The organism is Paenibacillus sp. FSL k6-2145, assembly GCF_037976585.1.
GTDB lineage: Bacteria > Bacillota > Bacilli > Paenibacillales > Paenibacillaceae > Paenibacillus.
In genome coordinates, this window is sequence record NZ_CP150267.1 from 1,965,715 (window position 1) to 1,991,200 (window position 25,486).

27 protein-coding genes are annotated in these 25,486 nt (G+C 45.6%); 7 read left to right on the forward strand and 20 right to left on the reverse strand.

Annotated features, from left to right (window positions below; translation table 11 throughout):
- Positions 1-86: 86 nt before the first annotated feature.
- Positions 87-695, reverse strand: a complete 609-nt coding sequence (locus tag NZ043_RS08625) for a flavin reductase family protein (RefSeq protein ID WP_240768210.1) — start codon at positions 693-695, stop codon at positions 87-89.
- A 153-nt stretch (positions 696-848) separates the two neighbouring features.
- Here NZ043_RS08625 and NZ043_RS08630 point away from each other — a divergent pair, with 153 nt between their 5' ends.
- Positions 849-1,202 (forward strand): helix-turn-helix domain-containing protein, encoded by a 354-nt coding sequence (locus NZ043_RS08630; RefSeq protein ID WP_339311460.1) that lies wholly within the window; start codon positions 849-851, stop codon positions 1,200-1,202.
- On the opposite strand, the gene NZ043_RS08635 is transcribed toward NZ043_RS08630, so the two are convergent.
- Positions 1,197-1,790 carry a hypothetical protein gene (locus NZ043_RS08635; protein WP_339311462.1) on the reverse strand — a complete coding sequence of 198 codons (594 nt, stop codon included), beginning with the start codon at positions 1,788-1,790 and terminating at the stop codon, positions 1,197-1,199. The two genes, NZ043_RS08630 and NZ043_RS08635, sit on opposite strands and share 6 nt — an antisense overlap.
- A gap of 268 nt (positions 1,791-2,058) precedes the next feature.
- Here NZ043_RS08635 and NZ043_RS08640 point away from each other — a divergent pair, with 268 nt between their 5' ends.
- Positions 2,059-2,253, forward strand: coding sequence for a hypothetical protein (locus NZ043_RS08640; protein ID WP_339311464.1), 195 nt, complete (start codon positions 2,059-2,061; stop codon positions 2,251-2,253).
- 102 nt (positions 2,254-2,355) lie between these two features.
- A complete protein-coding gene (locus NZ043_RS08645; protein ID WP_339311465.1) occupies positions 2,356-2,919 on the forward strand; it encodes a GNAT family N-acetyltransferase in 564 nt (187 codons plus the stop codon).
- Positions 2,920-2,969: 50 nt separating this feature from the next.
- Here NZ043_RS08645 and NZ043_RS08650 read toward each other — a convergent pair whose 3' ends face one another.
- The 4 genes from NZ043_RS08650 to NZ043_RS08665 form a co-directional block, all read right to left on the reverse strand.
- Positions 2,970-3,524, reverse strand: coding sequence for a hypothetical protein (locus NZ043_RS08650; RefSeq protein ID WP_339311466.1), 555 nt, complete (start codon positions 3,522-3,524; stop codon positions 2,970-2,972).
- Between the two features lie 185 nt (positions 3,525-3,709).
- Positions 3,710-3,979, reverse strand: a complete 270-nt coding sequence (locus NZ043_RS08655) for a CD3324 family protein (protein ID WP_091035445.1) — start codon at positions 3,977-3,979, stop codon at positions 3,710-3,712.
- Positions 3,980-4,251: 272 nt separating this feature from the next.
- Entirely contained in the window at positions 4,252-5,178 is a 927-nt protein-coding gene (locus tag NZ043_RS08660; protein WP_339311469.1) for an oxidoreductase, read from the reverse strand.
- Positions 5,179-5,238: 60 nt separating this feature from the next.
- Positions 5,239-6,147 carry a YafY family protein gene (locus NZ043_RS08665; RefSeq protein WP_249913108.1) on the reverse strand — a complete coding sequence of 303 codons (909 nt, stop codon included), beginning with the start codon at positions 6,145-6,147 and terminating at the stop codon, positions 5,239-5,241.
- A 69-nt stretch (positions 6,148-6,216) separates the two neighbouring features.
- Between NZ043_RS08665 and NZ043_RS08670 the strand changes: the two genes are divergently transcribed.
- Complete coding sequence (locus NZ043_RS08670) at positions 6,217-6,783, forward strand: dihydrofolate reductase family protein (RefSeq protein ID WP_339311472.1); 567 nt, start codon at positions 6,217-6,219, stop codon at positions 6,781-6,783.
- Positions 6,784-7,093: 310 nt separating this feature from the next.
- Here the strand turns inward: NZ043_RS08670 and NZ043_RS08675 are convergent, their stop codons facing one another.
- Together NZ043_RS08675 and NZ043_RS08680 are read right to left on the reverse strand one after the other, a co-directional pair.
- Entirely contained in the window at positions 7,094-8,221 is a 1,128-nt protein-coding gene (locus NZ043_RS08675; RefSeq protein WP_339311474.1) for an SGNH/GDSL hydrolase family protein, read from the reverse strand.
- 61 nt (positions 8,222-8,282) lie between these two features.
- Entirely contained in the window at positions 8,283-8,651 is a 369-nt protein-coding gene (locus NZ043_RS08680; RefSeq protein WP_339311476.1) for a DUF4180 domain-containing protein, read from the reverse strand.
- 148 nt (positions 8,652-8,799) lie between these two features.
- Here NZ043_RS08680 and NZ043_RS08685 point away from each other — a divergent pair, with 148 nt between their 5' ends.
- On the forward strand, positions 8,800-9,417 hold the full coding sequence (locus NZ043_RS08685) for an NUDIX hydrolase (RefSeq protein ID WP_091035430.1): 618 nt from the start codon (positions 8,800-8,802) through the stop codon (positions 9,415-9,417).
- 91 nt (positions 9,418-9,508) lie between these two features.
- Here the strand turns inward: NZ043_RS08685 and NZ043_RS08690 are convergent, their stop codons facing one another.
- From NZ043_RS08690 to NZ043_RS08720, 7 genes are all read right to left on the reverse strand, one after another.
- The gene (locus tag NZ043_RS08690) at positions 9,509-10,231 is read right to left on the reverse strand and encodes an amino acid ABC transporter ATP-binding protein (protein WP_339311478.1); all 723 of its coding nucleotides are present in this window, start codon (positions 10,229-10,231) and stop codon (positions 9,509-9,511) included.
- Positions 10,228-10,884 carry an amino acid ABC transporter permease gene (locus NZ043_RS08695; RefSeq protein WP_339311480.1) on the reverse strand — a complete coding sequence of 219 codons (657 nt, stop codon included), beginning with the start codon at positions 10,882-10,884 and terminating at the stop codon, positions 10,228-10,230. Before NZ043_RS08695 ends, NZ043_RS08690 begins: the two co-directional genes overlap by 4 nt.
- Positions 10,885-10,901: 17 nt before the next feature.
- A complete protein-coding gene (locus NZ043_RS08700; protein ID WP_339311481.1) occupies positions 10,902-11,699 on the reverse strand; it encodes a transporter substrate-binding domain-containing protein in 798 nt (265 codons plus the stop codon).
- Positions 11,700-12,026: 327 nt separating this feature from the next.
- Positions 12,027-12,920 (reverse strand): response regulator, encoded by an 894-nt coding sequence (locus NZ043_RS08705; RefSeq protein ID WP_339311483.1) that lies wholly within the window; start codon positions 12,918-12,920, stop codon positions 12,027-12,029.
- On the reverse strand, positions 12,892-14,211 hold the full coding sequence (locus NZ043_RS08710) for an ATP-binding protein (RefSeq protein ID WP_339311485.1): 1,320 nt from the start codon (positions 14,209-14,211) through the stop codon (positions 12,892-12,894). Before NZ043_RS08710 ends, NZ043_RS08705 begins: the two co-directional genes overlap by 29 nt.
- 168 nt (positions 14,212-14,379) lie before the next feature.
- Positions 14,380-17,517, reverse strand: coding sequence for an ATP-binding protein (locus tag NZ043_RS08715; protein WP_339311487.1), 3,138 nt, complete (start codon positions 17,515-17,517; stop codon positions 14,380-14,382).
- A 3-nt stretch (positions 17,518-17,520) separates the two neighbouring features.
- On the reverse strand, positions 17,521-18,678 hold the full coding sequence (locus tag NZ043_RS08720) for a response regulator (RefSeq protein WP_339311489.1): 1,158 nt from the start codon (positions 18,676-18,678) through the stop codon (positions 17,521-17,523).
- Positions 18,679-18,851: 173 nt separating this feature from the next.
- Here NZ043_RS08720 and NZ043_RS08725 point away from each other — a divergent pair, with 173 nt between their 5' ends.
- Positions 18,852-19,349 carry a DinB family protein gene (locus NZ043_RS08725; RefSeq protein ID WP_091035410.1) on the forward strand — a complete coding sequence of 166 codons (498 nt, stop codon included), beginning with the start codon at positions 18,852-18,854 and terminating at the stop codon, positions 19,347-19,349.
- A gap of 247 nt (positions 19,350-19,596) precedes the next feature.
- Positions 19,597-20,667: an SDR family oxidoreductase gene (locus NZ043_RS08730; RefSeq protein ID WP_339311493.1), complete on the forward strand. Its 1,071-nt coding sequence runs from the start codon at positions 19,597-19,599 to the stop codon at positions 20,665-20,667.
- Positions 20,668-20,723: 56 nt separating this feature from the next.
- Here the strand turns inward: NZ043_RS08730 and NZ043_RS08735 are convergent, their stop codons facing one another.
- The 5 genes from NZ043_RS08735 to NZ043_RS08755 form a co-directional block, all read right to left on the reverse strand.
- Positions 20,724-21,101 (reverse strand): helix-turn-helix domain-containing protein, encoded by a 378-nt coding sequence (locus NZ043_RS08735; protein ID WP_133386354.1) that lies wholly within the window; start codon positions 21,099-21,101, stop codon positions 20,724-20,726.
- 31 nt (positions 21,102-21,132) lie between these two features.
- Positions 21,133-21,552, reverse strand: coding sequence for a MarR family transcriptional regulator (locus tag NZ043_RS08740; protein WP_091035402.1), 420 nt, complete (start codon positions 21,550-21,552; stop codon positions 21,133-21,135).
- Between the two features lie 66 nt (positions 21,553-21,618).
- On the reverse strand, positions 21,619-22,353 hold the full coding sequence (locus tag NZ043_RS08745) for an SDR family oxidoreductase (protein ID WP_339311496.1): 735 nt from the start codon (positions 22,351-22,353) through the stop codon (positions 21,619-21,621).
- 323 nt (positions 22,354-22,676) lie between these two features.
- Positions 22,677-23,630 (reverse strand): SMI1/KNR4 family protein, encoded by a 954-nt coding sequence (locus NZ043_RS08750; RefSeq protein ID WP_339311497.1) that lies wholly within the window; start codon positions 23,628-23,630, stop codon positions 22,677-22,679.
- Positions 23,631-23,844: 214 nt separating this feature from the next.
- Positions 23,845-25,470: a rhamnogalacturonan lyase B N-terminal domain-containing protein gene (locus tag NZ043_RS08755; protein ID WP_339311499.1), complete on the reverse strand. Its 1,626-nt coding sequence runs from the start codon at positions 25,468-25,470 to the stop codon at positions 23,845-23,847.
- Positions 25,471-25,486 lie beyond the last annotated feature (16 nt).

A 25,486-nucleotide genomic window follows, 5' to 3' on the forward strand; every position in this document is an offset into this window, starting at 1 on the left:
GGGAAAGGCCGCTTATTCAGGAGTCACAACTGAAGAAGCGGTTCTTTCTGCACCACCATGTCAGATATAGATTACGTAACCCCATCTCAGACTGAAAATGCAGGTTTCATTAGAGCGTAATCGCCAGCCAGACTGGCTAATGGCTGCCAGCTCTCTATCGCTATTTTATAATGACCGGCATATGCCTCTGCATCCACCCGTACGTGCTCTACTTTTCCAAGAACCAGATGATCTGTACCCACCGCAATAATCCGATCCAGTGTAAGTTCAAAAGCAATCGGAGATTCGAGCACGGAAGGTACATCTACACGTATGCCCGCTTTCGGAGTAACGCCTGCCAGTTCAAATTCATCTTCTTCCGATGCCACATCAGCAGATGATTGCTGCATCGACTCCACCAACGAAGCCGGGACCATATTGATGACAAATTCCCCCGTCTCTCGAATATTGAGTAGTGTATCCTTCACGGTGCCTCGCCTCTCACCTACACCGGGTCCAATGGATATGAGCAGGGTTGGTGGGTTGCGCGAAGCAACGGTAAAAAAACTAAAGGGCGCCAGATTAAGAACACCGTCCTTGCTTCTCGTAGAAACCCAGGCAATAGGCCGTGGCACCACGGAACCAATCATTAATTTATACATTTCATCGATGGTGATATCATCTGCTGCATACTCAAATACATTGTTTTTTGCCAATTACATTCGCTCCTTTTCCCCATCCCAACAGAAGCTCCTTCGGTTTACAAAGCCCCATGGGAAACATATAGTTGGTATAAGAATATACACTTGTTCACCACAAAAAAAGTACGCACTTTGAAGTGCGTACCTGCATAAAGGAGCTTATTCGTGATGGATAATCCGAGCACAATCCCAATGGAAAAACTAACTCCATTCGACTACACCCTATCCATTATCGGCGGGAAGTGGAAGATGAAGATCATGTATCAACTTGCCTTCCATGGGGTCACACGCTACGGCGAACTCAAAAGACGTGTCCCCGGGATTACGTACAAGGTGTTAACCTCTCAACTGAACGATTTGGAACGTGAAGGTGTGATAAAACGAGTGGAGTATGATCAGACTCCGCCCAAAGTGGAGTATTCCTTAACCCCTCGAGGCAAGAGTCTAATGCCCATTCTGGAGGAGATATGCAAGTGGGGTGTGCATAATGTGCCGGAATCACAGACACTTCATGAACTATAGAGAACTATTGATGATGTCTGCGAATGCATCCCTGTTGTACGTATCATCCTGAATGCGCCATTCTCCCTGATCTTGCAAAAAGGTGATATCCCCCGATAACGGAATGGACTTGAACTCCTTGCCGTTCTTGTCTGTAAATTTCAGATCAAGCGTGTATTCCACCAAAATCCAGTCGCTCTTGTTATCTTTGATCTTGGTTTGTATATTTTCAGGATGCAGTTTTGCTTGTTCGATGTGTGCAACCTGAAGAGGCAAGACAATATATCGATTAGCCATGTAAGCCTCATAATTCCTGGAGGTCAGGAACGGCTTCATCGTCTCTCCTTTGGCCAATAACCCATCCATCTCTAATGTATCATCATAGTCCTTGCCATCCACAGTGAGTTCTGTTGTCTTATAATCCAGCGACATTTCGAGCGCTTGTTGCTGCTCCTCCGCCGTCGCCTTCTGGTCCCCCGTATCACTTGGCTGTTCCGTTGCTGGTGGAGTGACGGGTTCCGTGCTTTCCGCTGGTTCAGATGATGTACATCCCATTAACATGGCGGCGGAAAGAAATAGTATCCCCATCACAGATGCCAACTTGCGCATGGTTAATCCCTCCCTTTCTCGTCAGTATTACTCTCAATTATCCCTTCAATAGGATATAATGTCCAGTTATTGGGCGCATCTGAACAGACACCCAGTGAATTACATCCATTCGGTGTCATCTTCATCATAGATTGTGTTATAGTCATCGGGAAGTGATTTGGAGGAGATAATAATGATGATCAAAATTACAACTGGACCAACTCTCGAAGGATAGCGCCTGCGGGTCCAATAACTGCGTGTTTCCTTCAACATTGAAGGTGTGAAAGCTATGTCAACTTATCAAGTCGTTTTCATGGTCTATAACTCCAAGGAACAGATTGAAGCAATTATTTTACTCGAACAACAATGTAGACAGCTCGATTCCATTCATCTGAAAGCAGACCTTGACCATATCAGTAAAAAAGACGGAGACCATGCACTCCTCTGTTATCGCGACGGTGAATTGGCAGGACTCCTCAGTTAGTATGCTTCTGACGTCGTAACCGGAAATATTAACGCCATCGTACATCCGCATTATCGTCGCCAAGGTGTGTTCAGCAGCCTACTGAAAAGGGCCACCCTGGACATGAAACCACAGGGAATCAACCAACTCAGTTATCGCGTTCCTCAGGGTTTATCTCCGGGTGTTCTTACTGCCCAATCCCTTGGAGCCATTTATGATCGTGCCGAGTACTCGATGCAACTTGTGAATGAGGTCCTTTCGGTTGTGGAGCCACCTGAACTAACGTTGGCCGTGGCAGAAGCGGAGGATATGGAGTTTATGGTCACTTGCTCATCCCAAGCTTTTGGAGATTCGGAGGACTGGACACGCAATTACTTTATGCAAACAAATGAACCCAGCCGAGTCACCTATATTGCCTGGCAGGATCAACAGCCTGTTGGGCTGTTGCGGGTCAACTCCATTAATGCAACAACCGCATTTATTCATAACTTCTGTATCTTGCCTGCTTATCAGGGACAGAAACTGGGGCGCACTGCGCTTAGCATCCTGGTTGATCTCCTAAGGAAACAAAGTTACACAGATATTCGCTTATCCGTTGTTACCGAGAACAAACGTGCTTTGAATCTGTACCGCAGTGTTGGTTTTGAATTGAATTCTGAGTATCACTATCTCAACGGCAATCTATAAAAGGCAAAGGAGAAAGAGATCGTTTTCCTCTAAGGGAGACGACCCCTCCTTTATATATTGGAGAATTGAAAAATCAATTTATAACCATCGGACGTATGCCCGTACATTTCCCGATAGTTACCTTTGGTATAATGATTCACTGTTTTCCGCCAGAAAGATTGGCCAATCTTATTTTTCTCCGATGGATTGGTGAACAACTCCCAGTTTCCTCTAAACATGCCGAAGATCGTTGATGCCGCGTGTTCAGCAACGCCTACACCTCGAAATGGCTGCATCAGAAAGAATTCATGTACGAAGAAATCTATTCCTTGTGAGCAATAAGGTGGCGTGGCTACGAACGCAAATCCTGCCGGTATGCCATCCACAATCATGAGGAACGGATAAAGACACTCCGGTTTTTCCCACCAAATATTCTGCACATCATACTGATCCTGTAACGTTGTATAATCAGGACTTGGCTCAAAAATGCCATGTTCGTTCGGGGTATGCTCTCCACCCAGACCATAATGTCCGGATAGATCATGAAGGTATAGCGGGTACATATTTTTAATCACATACGCCTCGTCCTTATTCGTTAATTTCACTTCTATACTCATATTATTCATATTCACCAACCTTACCAGATGATTTAAGGAGTTATTTTCAAGAACTCTCACCCCATAACCTTGTACCGTCAAATGAATTGTACGCGTAGTTAACAACCTCTTATATGTAAAAAACCTTTAATAACCATTTTTTATCCTTACAGGAAAAAGCCACATCCGATTGTTCGAACATGGCTTCTATAGTTTCATGCCTTTTTGCAATACACAATTTTCTTGATGCTATCGATGGATAAACAGTAATGGTCCGCAAGCTGATCGATAGTTGTTCCAGCAGCAAAAAGCTGGCGAATCTCGTCGTTCCGCTCCTGGACAATCCTTCTGCCACCCGAGTTCTCTCCCCACTTCTTATGGGCATCCTTGGGCCTCGGAATATAGATCAATCCACCGGGGATATGACGCTGTATTTCTCTGATCAATTCTTCCGGGAAGATCGTGTCTGCATTAATATATTTCACGTTGCTCCACTCCTTAAAAGTTAAAATCTTTAAGGTAGCAGAGTCGTACGACGAACACATCGGATATGCACTATAGTGATATGGCGGAAATGGATTTCACGCTCTATACAAACAACCGCCGTTGTTCATCGCATGGACTCTGCATAGAGCGGATCGTGAAACTTCTTATGAATCGAATCATGGTAGCCCCCCAATCAGTAAATCTTATTCGTGCTAAAAGAACTTTTAACTGTCCATACCATAATAAGGATAACTATTTTTAATGGAAAAATCTAGTCGTCAAATTTGTAATAAACCCCAGTTAATTCTTCTGAAACGCTCCATAGCTTGTTTGAAATGTTAGCATCATATAATTTTTCGATGATCTTAGCGCTCTTGGGATAGCCCTTCGTGCCGCCCATACCACTGGGAGCAATATACTCCCCTCCCGTGATCGTCGGATCTGCTGCAGCATATAAGGTAGGTAATGCCCCCATATGTGCCGGTTGACTAATGATTTTCAAAAGACTGCGCATGAATATATTGGTCTGTTTCCCCGAACCGAAGGAAAATAGATTGGTATGCGAAATTCCTGGATGAGCGGCGATACTCATGGAATCAATATGGGCGGAATTAAATTTATTCTGCAGCTCTTTCGCAAACATCAGATTGGCTAGCTTACTTTGACTGTAGAACTTCATGGGATTATATCCTTTGGAGCCATCTAAATTATTAAAATCAATTACACCATTATGAGCTGCCATACTACTTACAGTGACTACTCTCGATTTCGGAGTAGAGATCAATCGAGGCAATAGTAGACCCGTAAGCGCAAAATGGCCTAGATGATTACTACCAAACTGTAATTCAAAGCCATCTTTCGTCAACTGGAATGGAGGGTTCATAATTCCTGCATTATTAACGAGAATGGACAAAGAATCGTATTGCTCAAGAAAAGCGGCTGCGAACTCACGGATACTAGCTAAATCGCTAAGGTCGAGCTGCATAACGATTACCTCTCCAGTTAAATGCACAGACGACTTTATTTTATTAGCTGCTTTTTCACCTTTTTCCAGATTACGAACTGCAAGGATAACTTTTGCGCCTTTTTCAGCTAATGCTAATGCCGTTTCATACCCTAAACCACCGTTCGAACCTGTCACAATCACTACTTTATCGGATACAGTCGGGATCATTTCTTTAGTCCAAACTTCGCTCATTTGTCCACACACCTTTCCTATCTCTTCCTTGATACCCTAATATCCAGCGTTTGAAATCTTTTATCCCCCACCATACTGGCTTAAACTCCGTTCCAGCATCCCTATAACCTGCTGTTGCAGTTCGAGCGGAGACACCACCTTCACTTCCGGCCCATAGGAAAGTAATTTTCGCGCTGTAAAAGAGAACTCCTCGGGCGGAACCAGTCCGCGCCACTCATTGCCTTCAACCGACTTGAACAGCACATCTGAAGCGGCAATCCTTGCTCCAAATTCCGTGAATTGCAGTACCACTTCTACGCTTGCTCTGTCTTCTTTGGTATCTAGCCATGTCTTCAGACTCGGAATAGATTCATCTACGGATTCCATAACAGCCAACTGCTGCATGCGATCCACCCGATACAACAATACCCGGTCCTTATTTCGAGCTGGCATGTACCAATGTCCCTGCTCATAGTAGATGCCATAGGGAAAGACTTGGACTTTTTTACGACCACTGCGGGCATGATACATAAATTCGATTTCTCTCTTTTCTACCGCTGCACCCAATATCTCGGTTGTTAAAAGCTCGGCATGCCCACCGGGGTGCTGGACAAAGGTGATATGCTCTCTCATTCGCATAATCAGATCCTGTACATCCTCAGGCAAAGTAGAGAAATACTGTTCAGCCAGATGTCCACGCATTGATCCATATGGAAAATCCGGGACTTGCTGTAGATATTCCAGCATCATAAACAGCCCTAATGCCTCCTGTTGTGTGAGTTGGAGAGGTGGCAAAATCCGATTGGGCAACACCCGGTATCCGCCGTTCACGCCAACTTCTGTGTACAAAGGAAAACCAAGCGCCTGCAATGCATCCAGGTCACGCTGAATGGTACGAACCGATACGTCGAACCGTTCTGCCAGTTCCCGGGCAGTGAACTTCTGTCTGGAATCCATCAGGCGCATGATAGCCAGTTTCCGATGATTCATTTATTCAACATCCTAACTACGTCAACTTTTGTCATAGTTAAAGTGTATCATACATTGTAGGAGGGAGCGATGAACATGAAGAATAACAAAACCATTTTGTACATTGCCATGAGTTTGGATGGATATATTGCAAGGCTAGACGGTTCAGTAGATTGGTTATTTGATGTGGAGGGTGACGGAGGAGATAACGGATATGCTGCCTTTTATGAAACGATCGGTAGCGTTGTTATGGGACGTTATACGTATGAAGAGGTGCTCACACTTTCCGAAGATTTCCCCTATGCGGATCGGCCAACATATGTGCTTTCTCGCTCGGAACAGCCGCCCGCTCCGCATGTACAGTTTACAACCGAGGAGGTAGATACACTCATTCCCCAGTTAAAACAAACTTCTGATGGAGACGTGTGGATTGTGGGTGGCGGCATATTGGTTCAAGCTGTGTTAGCCAAAAAATTACTGGATGAGATTGAAGTCGCCATCATTCCCAAAATTCTTGGTGAAGGCATCCCCTTATTCCCGACAGGCTCAGTACCAATTCAATTCAAAATGGTCCGAACCCAGACGCTCGGACAGATCATCTCGATTCGTTATGAGGTACAGAACAGCGGCACAGCGGACACACCACCGAATGTCTAGATAATGTATATAAGTTGAACTAATCATTTACATGATAACGGAGAGGACAGAAATAACCTGAAAAAGCGAAGCGTTCGCCTTTATCCCCGGATTTTCTCCTTTAAAAAAGGGAATGAAAAAAATCTGGGGATAACAGCGATTGGAAGGTTGTTCTGTCATCGTAGTGTCAGTGTAAATAATCTTTGTTCAACTTATATAGAAAAGGAAAAAGACCATTCTTATCATGAAGGGACCCCATACCGTGAGACACATCTAAGAATTGTGGGGTACCGTTCATGAAAGAGTGGTCTTTCTATTACCATATTTGAAGCTATCCTAGCATTCCTCGTACATATTCGGCTAACACCTCTGCCGTCCTACGATGAGATAACTCGCCTGGATGGGTGCGCGCCCCCACCGTCTCTTCGGTTGTATCGGGAAGCTGGATAATCGTAACCTTGCGATCTCCTGTCCCCTTTGTATACGCATCAACCGCACGGTAGATGGCAGGCATCATGGGAAAACCAAGCATGCCATAAGCCCATACGAGATGTGCCGCCGGATTGTTTTTCCGAAGTTTGAACAGGAACTGTTCCACCGCTTTCTCAAAAGCGGCCAGATCCTCTTCATGATACGTTCCGTCCTCGTTCATCCGCTGCTTGTACACCTTGCCAGTGTCGGGATCTTTCCACTCAGGTGACTGAAATGCACCCCCATCATTGCTGCCCAGGTTCACAACCACCACATCCGGTTGCCACGAACCAAAATCATGCATTTCTCCTGCGCCGAGCGCTTTGTTACGTTCTCCGGCAAGCAGGCCACAGACCTGCTCGTAATAATCAGGGATGTTCCCCTTCGGGTTGTTATCCCAACTTGTCAGCACACCCCAGCCACTTTGCGAGATGACCCGGTATTCTGCATTCAATGCCTCTGCTGTCATATACGTATAATTATGTATGGCACTAAACCACATCGGAATCCAATCTTCTTCCGCTTTTGCCCCAATCGCACCTTCGCCAGATGTAATGCTGTCACCGATGAACTCGATTTTGTACGGTTTTTCCCGCACAGGCAGGAACGCTCCATCGGATTTCACCGCATGAATCTGCAAGGAACAACCCGGGTCACCACTCATCGCTTGAACATCCTTAACGATCCGAACATTCTTCACCACATCCGCGTTCATACCCCGAAATACACAGACCCAGTATCTTCCCGCCACTAACATCTGTCTGCTCACCGGAACACCGTTGATCAGAATGCTGATCCATGACTCATACATGTCATACTGCGACTCCAACTCAACCCATAGTTCGGAGCCCTGTACATTAAGTTCAACTGCACTTCCCGTCCAAAATAACGTCAACGGCGCCAGCTCTCCAGTTGTTCTGCCATGCACTTTGAGATTATGAACATCGGGCAGAGCAGTTACCTTTAAACTCTCATTAGCTATCACCATGCAAACCTCCTACGTTTGACTCAGATTATAAGCAGGCTCTCTACATGCTTCGGATATGCACTTAACTGATATTATGCAACTTTTGAAGCGCTTCCTCTTTGTTTTTCAAAAAGAAAAAATGCTTGCCATTGTTGCACTCATAGATGAAATCTCTCAGGCTCTTGCTGGTATGTCCTTCGAAATCTCCCACAATAGCAAGCTTAACATGATAGTTCACGTATTTCTGCAAAATCTCCCCTGCAAGCTTGGTTTTCAGTTCGAAGAACTCTTCGGTGATGTTCGTTTTGTCGATAATGAGCTTGTCAGCATCATCGGTATACCTTACCGAAACCATCAAATCCAGTGCATCTTGAGCATTGTTGATGACGATGCCATTACTTTCAATAATGGCGACCTTGGAATTGCCCTGTTGATCAATAGTTATGATCATATCACTTTCTCCTTTGAACATCGTTTCTTTATAATATCTCGCAATTCTATAATAAAAAGCAATAATTATAGACTGTAATTCATATGATATAATGGGGTTATTTCCTAACTAAACTAAATCTCGTGACTTGCGAAGAAAAGAGGAGTCCATGGACACAAAGTGGCTAGAATGGGCAAAACAGATTCAAGCTATCTCACAAACAGGTTTAACCTATGCCAAGGATGTTTATGATATCGAGCGATACGAGGAATTGAGACGCATTAGTATTGATATCTTAAGCAACTATACTTCTGTTAACAAAGAGAAAATATCACTTACATTTGCAAGTGATTCAGGATACGCGACGCCTAAAGTCGATATTCGTGGTGTTGTTTTCAGGAAAAACAAAGTACTTTTGGTTCGAGAGAAGATAGATGGGGCATGGGCATTACCAGGGGGATGGAGTGACATCGGCCTATCACCATCAGAAGTAGCTGTGAAAGAAATTAAAGAAGAATCCGGTTTTGATGTTGTGCCGATGCGGTTGTTAGCAGTATTGGACAAAAAATTCCATGGACACCCACCTGAGCCTTATCACGTATATAAGATGTTTATCCGCTGTGACATTGTGGGAGGGCATGCGGAAACAGGTGTAGAAACCAGCGCAGTTGATTTTTTTGCTATCGACGCTTTACCTGAATTATCATTGGAAAGAAATACGCTGGAACAAATTAAAATCATGTTCGAATTTCTTGAACAACCAGATAAAGAAGTCATTCTGGATTAAAATAATAACCCCTTCAGCTTCCCGACCTAAGTCCATCATACCTGATGTCTTTAGTGCACGGCCTGCCATAAGGGGTTATCTTTTCGAAAGACTATAAAACCTTACCCAGAAACGCCTTGGTCCGCTCATGCTGGGTATTCTGAAAGAGCTCTTCTGGCGTGCCTTCTTCTACAATATATCCGCCATCCATAAAGATCACCCGATCCGCCACCTCACGGGCAAAGCCCATCTCATGCGTAACAACAATCATGGTAATCCCCTCGTGAGCGAGGTCTTTCATGACTTGCAGCACTTCTCCAACCATCTCCGGGTCCAGTGCAGACGTAGGTTCATCGAACAACATCACACTTGGGTTCATGGCAAGTGCACGAGCAATGGCCACACGCTGTTGTTGTCCACCTGACAACTGCTCAGGATAAGCATCCCGCTTCTGCGATAGCCCGACCTTGCTGAGCAGTTCCATTGATTTTTTCTCATTCTCGGCCTTATGCAGTTTCTTGATATGCTTCGGCGCGAGCATGATATTCTCCAGCACGGTCAGATGCGGGAAAAGGTTGAACTGTTGAAACACCATGCCCACATTGGTTCGTAACTGATCGATATCCGTCTTGGGTGAAGTGACCTCAATACCACCAATCGTCACCTTGCCAGACGTCACACCCTCCAGCAGATTGAGACAGCGCAAAAACGTACTTTTACCAGACCCGGAAGGCCCGATGACGCATACAACTTCTTTCTCCTGAATCGTTGTGGAGATGTCCTTCAATACCTCATTGGCACCAAACTGCTTTTTCAGGTTCTGTACGGTAATCATCGGATCGCATACCTCCTCTCAATGAACCGGGAAGCCCGGGACAATAGAACAATAATGATCAGATAGAATATGCCCACCACACCCCAGATTTCGAATGCCCGGAAGTTGGAGGAAATAATAATCTCCCCGCTCTGCGTTAATTCTGCGATACCGATCGCGGATAGCAGCGAGGTATCCTTAATCGTAATAATGAACTGGTTCACAAAGGTAGGGATCATGCGCCGGGTTGCTTGAGGCAACACGACCAGTCGCATCGTCTGAAAACGACTTAAGCCCAGGGATCGCGCCGCCTCATGCTGCCCGTTGCTAATGGAATTAATCCCTGCCCGGAAGATCTCCGAGATGTACGCTCCGGCATTCAGACTAATCGCAATAATGCCTGCGGTCATCGCCGGAATGCGCATATCTAGGAACACAGGCAGACCGAAGTAGATGAAATATACCTGCACCAGAAGGGGTGTGCCACGGATAATATCCACGTAAAGTGTGGCTACCAGCCGCAACATTCGATTCAAAGAAGTGCTCATCAGACCTGAGATCAAACCGATCACCATCGCAATGATGAGCGAGATCACGACTAGTTTTAACGTAACGACTGTACCCTCTAACAGAAGAGGCAGTGCGTCTATTATGACTTGTAAGGAGGAGTCCATCCGTACCACATTCCCTTCTATTTAGCCGTTGTTCCCAGATACTTGCCAACAATCTCGTCGTACTTTCCGTTTTCCTGCAATTTCTTCAGTCCATCATTAATCTTCTTCTGCAACTCCGCATCACCTTTGGCGACAGCAATACCATAGAAGTCACCGTTCAATCGGTCTCCAACGATTTTGAGTTTGGCGTTCGGATCAATGGCAATCTTATAGGAGATGACAGGGAAATCCTCCAGCGTAGCATCTGCGTTTTTGTTCGCGACTTCCTGATACATCGATGGGCTGTCATCAAAATATTTCACGGTTGCCCCATAGGTTTTCGCATATTCATCTGCGAGATTGGCACCTGAGGTTCCTTTTTTAATCGCAATAATTTTTCCTTTTAAATCTTCAGGACTTTGGATGTCCGCGTTATCTTCATGTACGATTAGGGACAGACCGGCCTGATAATACGGGTCCGAGAAATCCACGACTTTTTTACGTTCGTCCGTAATGCTAATGCCTGCAATGGCTCCGTCCAACTGATTCGCCGTAATGGCTGGAATAATACCTTTGAAATCCATCGGTTTGATCTCTACTTCAAAGCCCTCTTCTTCCGCAATCGCGTTCATAAGGTCAATATCGATCCCTACATATTTGCCGTCCTTCTGGAACTCAAAAGGGGGATACGTTGCATCGGTACCAAATGTGTATTTCTCAACAGCTGAACCATTTGCCGATTGTGCATTGCTCTCTTCACCGGACTTTGCTGCACCGCAGGCACTAAGTGTTAGAGCAAGAACGGACGCCATTACAATGGATGCTACCTTTTTCATAGAAAAACCCCTTTTCCGAATTAGATTGGGATCGACCGAATCGACCATTTGTATTTATACACGTATTGTAGTTCGCTCCCTACGCCAACTTACATGATCCTACATAAAATAATCACAATTTATGATAATTAAATTCACATGCGTTGTTTTTAAGTAGATAAAAGCGTGAAAAACGCTATTAAAAGATCTGTTTTCAATATTATATGTAAGGTTATATAACAACAAAGAAAGTGATAAACAAAAAAAGCCGAGAATCCGTGAAGGTGTTACCTTCGGGAATCCGGCTTTTGGATAAGAGAAAGAATATCTCAGTTACTATTTAGTTATTCAGTTATTCATCTTTTCAATCGTCTCCATATAGAACACATGCAGGAACTTTTTGATATTAACCTTGCCTTTGTCGCCTGCCTGATCTTCTTCCATCGCTCTCATCTTCATTCGAACATCCTGGAAGTCGAAGTAGAGGGGAGCATAATGTTCAAACTTGTGGTTGCTATAATCGGTGAGTCCAATCGAGGCCATGTTTGTCAGTGCGGCAATCACCGTTCTGCGAATACGTTGTTCCATCGCCTTGCACTCTTTCTCCACGTCTTTGGGCGTAGACTTGTACGTCTGGGCCACCGCTTCATACGACTCCTTCAGTGGCGGCCACTCCGCGACCTGCTTCTGGTCAATCGCATACTCCATGAGCGCAATGATGTCCTTGCTACCACTTTCTCCGATGATCCCCAGATCCATCAGAATGCTTCTTGCCGCATCTCGCACCGTCCGGCCTTGGGCAGGGGCCGGCGCTTCCACCAGATTCAATCGGGCCATCGACTGCTTGATCTCCAGCACGTAACGCTCATACTTCCACTGGTCATTCACTTTGCTGAGCACATGCTCCACTTCCACCCGATTAATCGGTTTATGAATGAAAAATTCAATTCCGTTCTGGTAGGCCGCACCTACCATCTCTTTATTCTCCACCTGAGAGATCATGATAAATTTCCCGGTATATCCGCTATGCTTCAGCTTCGCCACCGTCTCAATTCCGTCCTGATCCGGCATCAGCAGATCAATCAGCACCACGTCGGGACGCAGATCCATAATCATGCGTGCCCCTTCTATACCGCCCTCTGCCATGCCTGCAAGCTCGCCGATTCCACAGGATTCGATGATATCATGCAGCATGCTCCGGCTTACCACATCATCATCCACGATTATGATAGAAAGTGTCATCGACATCGCCCCCCTTGATTAGATTCATTTTGGGAATCGCTATAGCAAATGTAGTCCCTCTAGCTCCCGGAGGCGCAGATTCAACCTTAATCTGTCCCGCCAATGACTGAACGATATCACGTACATGAGACAGGCCAATGCCTGTTGCAGCAATGCCAACTTCATTGAATTTCGTTGTATAGCCCGGTTCGAAGATCACATCCCGTTTGGCTTCAGGTATACCTTTCCCAGTATCCATCACGACCAAATGCACGTCATCGTCCTGCTCATACACACGAATTCGGACCGTCCCATCATGCTCAATCGCCTCTACCGCATTGGCAATCAGGTTGTTCATTACCGTTAGAAGAGGAATGTAATACGGAGACTCACAATCATACTGTTGCTCGATGTCGATCTCTACCTGCTTATGCAGCATCTCACTATATTTTCGGTTTGCTTTGCTGGCAAAGTTCAGCACTTCGGACAAGCTCATGTTGACCGCTTTTTCGTTATCATACAATTTCAGCAGCCCCGCGAGAATGCGTTGTGAATCCTTCTTCACTTCATGAATCTGCTGAGCAATACCCAGTGTTCGCTGACTGTATTGGTTCATCTCCTGCTCTCGGAGATCTCGATATAGGTCGTAGCTGTCTGCCGTAATGCCTTCGATTGTATTCATTGCTTTCTTCAAGTAAAAAACCTCGCCATACAGACCTGAGTTTACACTCAACATCTGCTCCATCCGCTTCTCCTGCTCTGCATGCAAAAGCCGCATCTGCCTCACCGCAAAACTGTTGTAAAGCCCAATCACAAAATAACTTCGCAGACCGCCCACCACAAGCAGATACAACCATTCCTTCATATAAAAGATATTGGTCCCGCTTAACATTCCGCGAAAAAGCAACTCAACAAGATTAGAGGAGAAATCGATACATGTAATTAACCCGCCGAGTAGAAGAGGCTGCATCTCATGGAATCGATGCTTGAACTTGCTAAGCCCATAGGCAAAGACCACATAATACACACCTGCTCCCAGATTGTCCCGCATGCTTTCCAGAATGGACACGGTCTGTACATGATTGATGAGATCTGCTGACTGAAACAGCAAATTCGCGATGCCTGTTAGGATTCCTGTCTTCACATAAGACAAGTGTGGCATGATCATCAGCAGAAATAAAAGGATGCTAACCCCCAGCCCGATTCGGAAGTAATCTTCCCGGAACGGATTTATCTTGAATTGCGCCCCTACCGCTGTGGCAAAGGCAATGGCCGTCATCTGCACATTCTCATTTTTGACCCAATTGCGCATCGATCTCTTCACCCACTATAACAACGTTTAGCGCCCAATGCCGGAACCCGCGCTTCTAATGTTAAATATACTAACATATGAAAGAAGCATTAGAAATAATTAAAATTAGGGAATGAACACGCAAGCAGAACAAAAAGGCCGGAAGTCTTCACTTCTGCGGCCTTTTCCTTATATCTCATCCGGAATATCAAATGACACCATCGTTCCCTCACCCGGCTCACTTACGATCGATAATCCCTGACCATACCGTTGCATCAATCTGCGGTTTGTATTCACAATACCTATTCCGCCTTTTCCACCTGGCGTAGCATGTAGCAGTTCTGCAACCTTCTCCGGTTCCATACCTTTGCCATTATCCTTCACCTCAATACGGGTATAACCCTCATGACGAGTGATGGATAGGCATAACGTACCGCCTACATTGCGGCTTAATAGACCGTGTCTGACGGCATTTTCAATTAAAGGCTGAATTGATAGCGGCGGGAGAAGCAAAGGAAGGTCCGGCTCTACGTTTAATACCACCGACAATCGATCTTCAAATCGTGTTTTTTCAATAAAAAGATAGGCTTCAACGAGTTCCAGCTCGTATGATAATTTCACCAGTTCCCCTGTATTGAGATAGTTGAAGCTGATCCGTAAATAAGATGAAAAAGCTTCACCAAGCTTCCGCATATGCTCTGTATCAATATCACTTAAAACCATAAGTGAATTCAACGTATTAAACAGGAAGTGAGGCTGAATCTGAGCCTGTAAATAAGCGGCCTCCATGCGCAGGCGCTCTTGGATAGACTGATTTAGCATGGTCAATGCACGTATCCGATATTTCAGTTCCACCGCATCTACAGGCTTCGTGACATAATCATTGGCCCCCGATGCAAACCCCGTGTAGATATCTGGCGGCTGACTTCGTGCCGTCAACAGCAGCACAGGAAGCTCAGACATTGAGAATTGTTCCCTCACCTTCAGGGTTAACTCGTATCCGGACATATTGGGCATCATCACATCTGTAATGAGCAGATCCCACTGACGTGTGCCGAGCAATTCCATCGCTTCCTGACCCGAACCTGCTGTAGTTATATCATATGGTTCAGTAGAAAGGATGCTGACCAGCACATCCAGATTCACCGGATCATCATCCACAGCCAGAATGGTAGCTCTCCCCTCTTTTAACAACGGAGCCATCTCTGCTGTCGCCAAGGCTTCCGCGTCCCCCATACCTGAGCGGGGTAACAGGAATCCGCTAGGTGCATCTTCCATCATCTCCGCGGCCTGTTCCCATATCAGGGGAAGTTGTGACTGAGCCTGATGGGTGGTTTCATTCGCAAGCGGCAGATTGAAGCTGAATACCGAGCCCTTTCCGAGTTCCGAGTGAACCGTAAGTGCCCCGCCGTGCAGTTCTACGAGCTCTTTGCAGATGTTCAGTCCAAGCCCGATGCCTTGTCCATCACTGATTCCATATGACCCTTGTTCATACGGGAGGAAAATACGCATCCGTGTATCCTCATCCATGCCAATGCCCGTATCCGTCACATGAATCAGAGCATGTCCTTCACGAATTTCGGCACTTACGGATATCGTTCCTTCCTCTGTATGTTTAAGCGCGTTATGCAGCAGATTATACAAAATCTGAACAAGCCTTTCTTCATCAGCCATGACCTGAGGGAACGATTCCGGAATCTCCATATGAAGGTGGACTGGTTTTCGTTCTGCCATGAACTGCAGCATGGCGATAACGCCAGGCACAACCGACTGTATGGAAAGAGGCCCCTGACGTAACTCAATGCGGTGCTCCTTCAGCCGAACTACATCCAGTAGATCACCAAGAAGATGTGACATCCGTCGACCGATCGTAATCAGCAACTCCATATCCTCCAGGCTCCGTTCATCCAACCGGTTTTTCTCTCGGGTGATGACGTTATGAGCGATGTTAATGATCCCGTGCAGCGGGGTCCGCAGTTCATGTGATGTATTCGCCAAGAACTGATCTTTAATTTTGTCGCCCTTCTGCAGCTCTGTATTCAGCTTCATATTCTCCCTGACATTCCTGAAGTATTTCTTGAACCAATAGGCGGAGAAGCCCGTAATCGCAAAGATAATATCAATGGGATAGTAGACTGTTGTCACATCTTTAGCTGTCTCGGCCACACTCCATATCAGGTTGGATGTAATGCCTCCTGCAGTAAGTAGCAGAAACACAATGTCCCGGTCCGCCTGTTTCCTGAAGATCATCGTTCCGACGATGTATAGAAACCAGATCATGGATACAAGAAAGAATAGGTTAATGACGTTGTAATGGATCATGGCATATGTAATATGAATGGGCACCACCACAATCACGGCCGTATAGATCAAGGTCATGACAACATGCCACTGTAGCCATGCCTTTCGTACATGAACCATCGTTAATCTCTGGAATAACAGAAGGATACAAGCATTTTGCAGCAACAATGAGATCAATCGAATTTTAATGCCCCAGGTATAATTAATTGGAAGCCATAACATCAATATATTGTCATGACCCATCGTAACCGTGATGCCAACAGCTAAAGTTAATACGGCTCCAACCAGCAAGGAACGTTCCTGTCGATTAAATGCGTAAAGAATACAGGCATACATGCCGTGGAGGAGCATAACCAGAAAGGTGAGCATCTGAAAACCAATGGAATACCAACGCGAAAAATCAACAGCTGCCTGTGAACCAAAGCGAACAGGTTTGCTAATTCCGCCCATATACGGGCTGTCGTAATTGGCTACACGGACCAATAATTCAATGGAGGTTGTTCCTTCCTGATCGTAGGTCGCTGTATATGAAGTGCTTCTGGGTATATATGTACTGCTATCCGTGGAGACCTCACCCATGCCCCCGTCCGCGTCTCCATTCATCTCAACCTCGGATGAACTTCGGATTCCCTTGAACCAGAAGGTTACCGGCGTCTGAAGCGGATCTGTCAAAATGCGCAATCGATATGTTCCGTAACCGTACGAACTCTCTTGTTCCTGATTCTGTGCACTCCCCCAGTCCCCAGGGACCTGAACACTCTTGGCACCGCCATTCCTCTTCACAATATCTTGTTGGGTCAGCAACTCATCCGGATAAAGTTCCCATTCCCCATTCAAGTACATGACTGGAGATTGATCCAGATCCACGCCCCTTAAATCCAGCACCCCGTTAACGGCGCGATGCTCATCTACTGTGTGGAATAGCTCAGACCATACCGAGCGCATGCCAATTAACACTCCAAAAATGATTAGCATAATGAACAAATATTTGTAACGGTCCACACGTTTCGTTTGAAGTAATTTCATTAATTATTTTTTCATGACTTTGGTTAAACCGAGCTTCCAGTCCTGATACCATTCGGTAATGTCCTCACTGATCGGGATCTCCAAATCTTGCTCCATTCTGGTGGTTAAGAGACGATACTGCTCCTCCACACCGAGATCGTTGTGCATTTCATCATATAACTTCATTAGCATAAAATAACTTTCTTCTTCATCCGGAAGCATATGCTGGATACGTTGTGTACTCTCGATCACTTTCTCCGCCAGCCCATGCTGCTGGTAATACAGACTTAGTTGTCTCATATGATACAGCCACAGATAGCGTAATCTTTCCCGCTCAGGTTCAGCCCACATGTATTCATAATTGCCAAGATAGGTACCCTTATATAGATGAAGCACTTGCTCATAGGCATGAACGGTACTTTCGTCTACGGCTTTCCATTGCCTGATTTCCCGTTCCCACTGCTCACTATCCAACTGAGCCTCACCCAATTCGAGTCGATAGCCTGCCTCCAGGTGTCCACTCTGAATCGTGATCATATCCATATTGCAAGTTTTCAGGGTTTGGCGGACATGATAAATCGCAGTGTAGAGTTGGTGTGCCGTCTTCTTCTCTTCCATTCCCGGCCACAGAAGCTCCAGCAGAACACTGCGATGGATGACCTGGTTCCGGTGGTGAAGCAAGTATGCAAACAGTTCCTGCGCCTTGCTTGTACGCCATTTGGCAACCTGGGTATCCTTTCCTGGAAGCTTAAACTGAATCTGATTAAAACAGCAAATTAAAGGTACGTTTGTATCCTTTGACCGCTGCTCCCGTTTTACGCTCAGTTTCTCTCTTACGCGGCTCACCGTCTGCTTCAATCGATCCTTTTGGATGGGCTTCATCACATAGTCCAAAGCCTGTAGTTCGAAAGCATGCACCGCATATTGATCGTAACTGGTCACAAATATAATTTCGATGCCCGGTGTTGCAGCCTGAATCTGTCTTCCCAGATCCATACCATCCATCTCCGGCATATGAATATCCAGAAATACAACATCAGGACGGTGTTCCACAATACCTGCCACAGCCTCTGTTGGATTCATATATGTAGCGATAATTTCAATGCCGCTTACTTCTTTTTCTAGTGATTTTTGAAGGCCTATCAACGCTAGACGTTCGTCGTCAACCAATATCACTTTCACAGGAGCTTCCTCCTCGACCCTGAGGTCTTGAGATTTATTTTCACTATTATATCATAGGCATTTTAAGTATTTAGGTTCTTGTTTCCTATTTTCAATTTGTAGCAATTTAATTGTATAATACTTAATAGAAGACAGGTTATCAGATCCGGTCTTGGAAGAGAGGAAGGTACCATATGTCAGATGTTAATCAAAGCTTTGGGCAAGCCCTTGTCAAATCATTAGTCGGGGAACGCGGTCATATCCGCATCGCCCGTGCTCTGCCCGATATCGATGTCACACTTGCTGCTCGTACGCACGATGCCATGCCATATACAATTTATCAGTTGGTGAAGCACATGCATTATTGGCAGCAATTCATGCTCGATCACTTGGAAGGACGCAAACCACAGCTCCCTGCTAACGTGAGTGAGAGCTGGCCTGAGGAGAAGGGTCCACAGGACGAAGCCACGTGGAAGGCAGATATTCAGGCATTCTTGGATGGGGTTGATCAAGCCGTAGCCATTGCCGAAAATGCACAATTAGATGATCCACTGCTCTATTTCCCGGGTGAAACCAAAGCAGGACTTTTGCGCAATATCGCATCCCATAACTCGTACCATCTGGGTGAGATTGTTCTGCTGCGTCGCTTCTACGGCGCATGGCCGCCTCCAGGTGGCGGATACCCGGCGTAAACCATATTTACAACAGATCTATTGAACGAATATACAGACACATCTAAGCTGTGAAAGGACGATTGTTCCTTTTACAGCTTCTTGTGGTTATAGGCAAGTAACATCCATTGAAGTGCAATTATAACGCTCATATCCTGTACCAGGCTCATATATTACTTCAAAGTACGTATATGACTTTGAAGTGCGTACTTCTCATCCTTCTTTTTCTGACCCACAATATGAACAGAAGAAGAGAGGAGCATGTCCATTGAAACCCGAACAATCCGTTACCCGTTACACTGCACTTGTCATTGGTGCTGGAGGCGTCATTGGAAGAAACCTTATTGATTATCTGGTGACACTTCCCGAGTGGAATGTCATTGGTGTATCTCGCCGCGGAGGAGAAGATGCCCCTGGGTTACGTTATATATCAGCTGATTTACTGAACGAAGCAGACACACAAGACAAACTGAGTCTTTTAACGACCGTTACGCATATTTTCTACGCCGCGTATCAGGATCGCCCAACCTGGGCCGAATTGGTACAGCCCAACTTGGCCATGCTCGTCAATGTGGTGAATACCATCGAACCGATCGCTCCAAATCTCCAACATATTAGCCTAATGCAAGGTTATAAAGTGTACGGTGCACATCTGGGGCCATTCAAAACTCCTGCCAAAGAAACAGACGCATATCATATGCCCCCTGAATTCAATGTCGATCAGCAACAGTTTCTGGAGGATCGGCAACCCGGAAGCAGCTGGACCTGGTCAGCCCTGCGCCCTTCTGTTGTATGTGGATTCGCTCTGGGTAATCCAATGAACCTTGCCATGGTTATTGGCGTGTATGCGTCTATCTCCAAGGAACTTGGCTTGCCACTTCGATTCCCTGGGAAACCAGGAGCGTATCATTCGCTTCTTGAAATGACTGATGCGACATTGCTGGCTCATGCAACCGTATGGGCAGCAACCGAACCTCGCTGTGCCAATCAGGCATTCAATATCACCAATGGCGATCTGTTTCGCTGGAATGAACTATGGCCCAGAATCGCTGCATTTTTCGAATTGGAAACCGCACCTCCACTCCCCCTCTCACTTACAACAGTGATGGCAGATAAAGAAGATCTTTGGAAGTCCATGATTGAAAAGTATGGTTTGGTAAACACCCCTTATGATGATGTCTCTTCCTGGGCATTTGGTGACTTTGTCTTCTCGTGGGATTACGATTTCTTCGCAGATGGTTCCAAAGCTCGCCGCTTCGGATTTCATGAATTCATTGACACTGAGGCTATGTTTATGGATATTTTCAGAAATCTACGTGATCGTAAGATCCTTCCGTAAAGTAAATAAAATGCATAATAAGCCGATTCCTGAATTCCAGAATCGGCTTATATAATTCACTCAACGTTAGTAGTAGTTGGCGGCTTAAACAGAATTTTTCCTCGATCACCATAAACATTCTCCACGTGTATATCGCCCCACCTACACATCAGATGAAGAATCTCTTTAAGACTCCCCCCGTACTCTGTTAACTCATACTCCACTTTAGGCGGGACCTGGTGATGGGAAATTCGGACAATGATCCCCGCCTCCGTTAGTTCACCAAGTTGCTGAGTCAACACTTTCTGGGTGATCGCAGGGATCAGTTTCATCAGCTCACCATTACGTTTTTTGCCAAAGGTAAGATGGAATAGAATAACAGGCTTCCACTTTCCCCCAATTACTTCAAGAAAAGCTTCAACTGCGGTGTTATATACTTTGAACGGTTCCTCCATATCACCTTCTGTCTCCCTTCCAGGCTATTGCTCAATCTTCCCGATTCATCTTCTCAAAAATATGGACTAATTGCGCTCGATCCTCTTCGTTTAATTTCTGGAATAAATTCTTGCGCAGCTTCTGGCCCTCCAATATTGCTCTTCCGAGGACTTCAGCCCCTTTATCCGTAATGTTCAAATAAACAATGCGACGGTCCGCTTCATCTACCATTCTGACGACTAATTCCTTGGCTACCATCTTGTCAGATAAATAACTGAGTGTAGGCGGAGTGAACCCTAAAATTTTTGCAATATCCGAAGGTCGGCTTTTTCCATTTTGATGGAGATGGCTGAGTACAAGCACATGAGAGACACCAAGGTCCTCATTAAATGATTTGTTCCATTGTATGATCAATTTATTGGTGAAATTATCCATGTTGTGTATAAGCTCAAAAATGTTCTGTTCTTCCATTAGATCCTCCTCGAAAAAATAAACAACAGCCCTCATTCATCTTAAGGGCTGTCATCATTTTACACGCTATTGGGCTGAGTAGCCACCATCGATCACCAGTTCAGATCCTGTAATGTACGAAGAATCATCCGATGCCAGGAACAATGCCGCTTTGGCAATATCGCTTGCTTGGCCCAGACGCTGCAAAGGCGTTGCCTGAATTAATCGTTCAAGCAGTTCCTTGGATGTGTTCAAGGATTGGGTCATTGGTGTTTCGATGATCCCAGGAAAAAGAGCATTCACCCGAATACCTTGACGTCCGAAGGTGGTCGCAGCAGCTTTGGATAATGCTCGTACCGCGCCTTTGGATGCCGAGTAATGGTTAAATCCTTGTCCAATCAAAGCGGTGTATGAAGAGATGTTAACGATGGAACCTTTCTTCTGGGCTGCCATATAAGGAGTGACATGTTTCATGCCAGCGAATGGGCCAAAGCCATTAATGGAGAGCATTTTCTCCCAATCCTGTGCATTGATTTCCTCAAATGGCTTTTCCGAAGAAATGCCTGCATTGTTGACCAGAATGTCAATTTTTCCAAAACGTTCATTCACTACTTTCGCCAGTGCCTGCCAACCTTCATCCGAAGATACATTCAACTTCATTCCGTACACATTCTCTTTTTGGCTGGCTCTCTCCAGTGCTTCCTCATTAATGTCTGCTGCAATGACGATGGCGCCTTCCTGCGCAAAAAGATCAACCATGCCCTCCCCGATTCCCGAAGCTCCGCCAGTTATAATGGCTACTTTATTATCTAATTTTCCCATGTAGATCGCTCCTAACGTATTGTCATTCATGCTTAACATGCTGCTTAAGCCTCTTTCCTGAAGAAACCAATCTATTTAGACTTATAATATTTAGACGTCTAACTATTACACATCTAAATATTATCAGAGTCACTTCCTTTATGCAACGAGTCTGTTACTATATCCATATTTTGGATTTATAATTAAAGCTAACACAGTAGTAAAAACCCGTTGTTGGGTGATAATTCGGCTTACTTCGCATAACTAACCAGCAAAAAAACTGCATCCGTCATGACGAATGCAGCCTTTGCAACGTTTCGTATGAAGGGAAGCTCAACCCTTATTTACAGTGAACCTTGAAGGTTTGCAGGTTGATTGTCCTCATTCAACAGACCTTGGATAAAGGTTTCAAAATTCGGCGCAAGCCAAGTGATCTTGTAGTTTTCATTTTTATCCACATGAACAACCTCGGGCTCACCTGCATTGCCGGATTCACGATAATCCAGCATCACCACCTCCGAATCGGAAGAGCATTCACATACAACAACACCGATTTCGGGGTAACCCTCCTGCTCGATGATAAACCGGCTGCCCGCTTCACCACCTAACGAGTGTGCCTTCTCCCGTCCAATACCCAGTATTGCCGCGATCTCAACGCGGACCTTCTTGGCAGCCTCTGCTTGGCTAACTGGAAAATACCGATAGTGGGGAACACCACCATTATGTAATTTCATCATGTTAATATAGGATGTTGGCAGCTTGAACACCAACTGCTCCTCCACTGACTCGACCTGTTCATCGGTAGGCGGGGCCATCACATATTGCTCCACGGCTTCAGCACTGTCATTCCAAAAACCCGTTGGTTCCAGATGGCCAACACTAACAGGTGCGGTTGAGATTTCAGAGACAGATGGGACGGTATTCACGAGCTTCTCTACGGATTCCTCTGCTGTTTTGCTTCGAATCCATTCCAGAAACTCCAGCGTATCTTCATCCCCAGGGTCCAATTCATCCGCTCTTTCAAACGCCTGTAGCGCATGCGCATATTGCTCCAGATAATAATAAGCCAGTCCAATCCGATAATGCCAGAGTGGGTCACCTGTGCCCTCTTTAGCAACCGTCAGGAATTGTTCAACCGCTTCTTCATACTGTTCCAGGTTATTTAGCGCTCGTCCCAAATGGTTAACCAGCTCATAATCTCTTTCTTCCACAGGAATTGCTTGAATTGCATCTACAATTTCCTGAAATTCATCTTCTTCATGCCACTCTTGCAATTGAACCAACAGATCGTCTCTCATTCTCTTTTCCTCCCCGTTCATTCACTCATGATTACGTATTGAAAATTATACCACTATCCGGATCACCATCTCCAGCAAACCAAGATCCTTAGGGATATCATGAATCGATATCTTTTCATTTCTGATGACAATACTAAAAGAGGTAACCTGAGCCCGGTTAAGAAAACCAGGCAGGCTACCTTCTTTATTCCTTCCAATACATTGAATTCTTAATTCAATTCAGCAACTCAACACAATCGTAGACCCAACCTGCACTTAACCAGTTACCCAAGTCACTGGAACCGCTGATCGGCGTAATAGTGATGGTATTGGAACCATTGACGAAGTAGGATGCTGGAACATTCCAGCTAAAGGTTGTGTTGTTACCACGATAGGTACCAATGGTGAAGCTACGAGAATTGGGCTGTGAAGATGCAGCAGGATTGGTTAAAGCATGTCCATTAACCGTTATACTAGGTCTTCCATTATTGTAGGCTGCGGTAATACCGATGTTGAATGTATGAGAAGATGCAGCTTGAGCTGCATTCAAGTTAAACGTTATTGTGGTTGGAGAATTCTGACCACGGAACTGGATTGCCGGAAATCGATTGGTCGCGCTACCGGTAGCATAGGTGACAGGTCCCCAGCTTGGGTTGCGACTATCGGAAGGGTGACGAATCGGAATCGTCTGTCCATTCAGGAGCTCCCGTGGCGTACCATCCCAGTTACCGATTCGCCAGATGTTAGAGGCTTTACTTGGATCATTGTTGATCGTACGTGTATTCAGAGTCGTCGTTTGTCCAGCCGTGACATTAACCGTTTCCGTATATACGGCCAGTTCTCCCTTATATGCTGTCATGGTGTACGTCCCAGGAATCATGCTGTATTTGGCGGCCGCCCCACTTGAAGACGTCCCCACCCAATACTGCGCATTGCTATTAGCGAACCCAATTGTGTAAGCATACCCTGTATCCATCCCGGAGAGGCCATTAAGCACCACATTCCCCCGACTGGATACCCAACCTTGCAGATTCAGACCAGACATCCAGCTGAAATCGGGTACACCTGGTGTACCTCCGGTTGTAAAGATCAAAGCGTACGGCCCATGCAGACCCAGGCGCCAATTCTCCGTCTGTGCATGTCCCGAGTTCATATAGTTATATACTTCCGTCTCTGTGCCACTTTGGAACTGGATGTCGCGAAAGAATGGACCACCAGAGCTTTTTTCCCGATTGCCGTAGGCCATAAATACACCGACACCATTCCCCGTAACTCCACGAACGGATAAATCTTTGGCCTGATCATTACCATAATATTTGGAGGCCGACTGTCCATTTGCAAACCCGAACACATCCTGACTCTCGATTGCTCCTGTGTTACCTCGATTATTGGAATTCGCCGGAACACCCGTCAACACACTACCATTACCGCGGAAAATGTACCGCAGCTCCCCGATCGAAGGTTGAGCCGTGATATGCGTTGCCATGTATATGATGTTCTCCCCACCACGCGAAGCATAATAGTGAGTCAGTGTGCTTGTGGATACCGTGATTAACACGGTTGATCCTGAAGGTGAGGTATTCCACGTCACATTGGCCGAGGAGCCCAAACCTGAGCCGATATGTGACCCTCTGTTGCTGTTCAGCTCCGTACCGTTCATTTTGGCTGAGATAATATCCCCATTGGTTTTGTTCACCACATAGACTAATCCTGAACCGGTGTTTACTTCAATTCTGGAGCCGTTATCCGTAACATTAATGGTTGCCGCGTGTCCGGTAGATGCAGGGTATACAACAGCTGTTGCGATCATAACGACAATTAAAAACAAACCAAGCGCCTTTCTCACTATACTTTTGGTCATGAGTAAATCCCTCCTT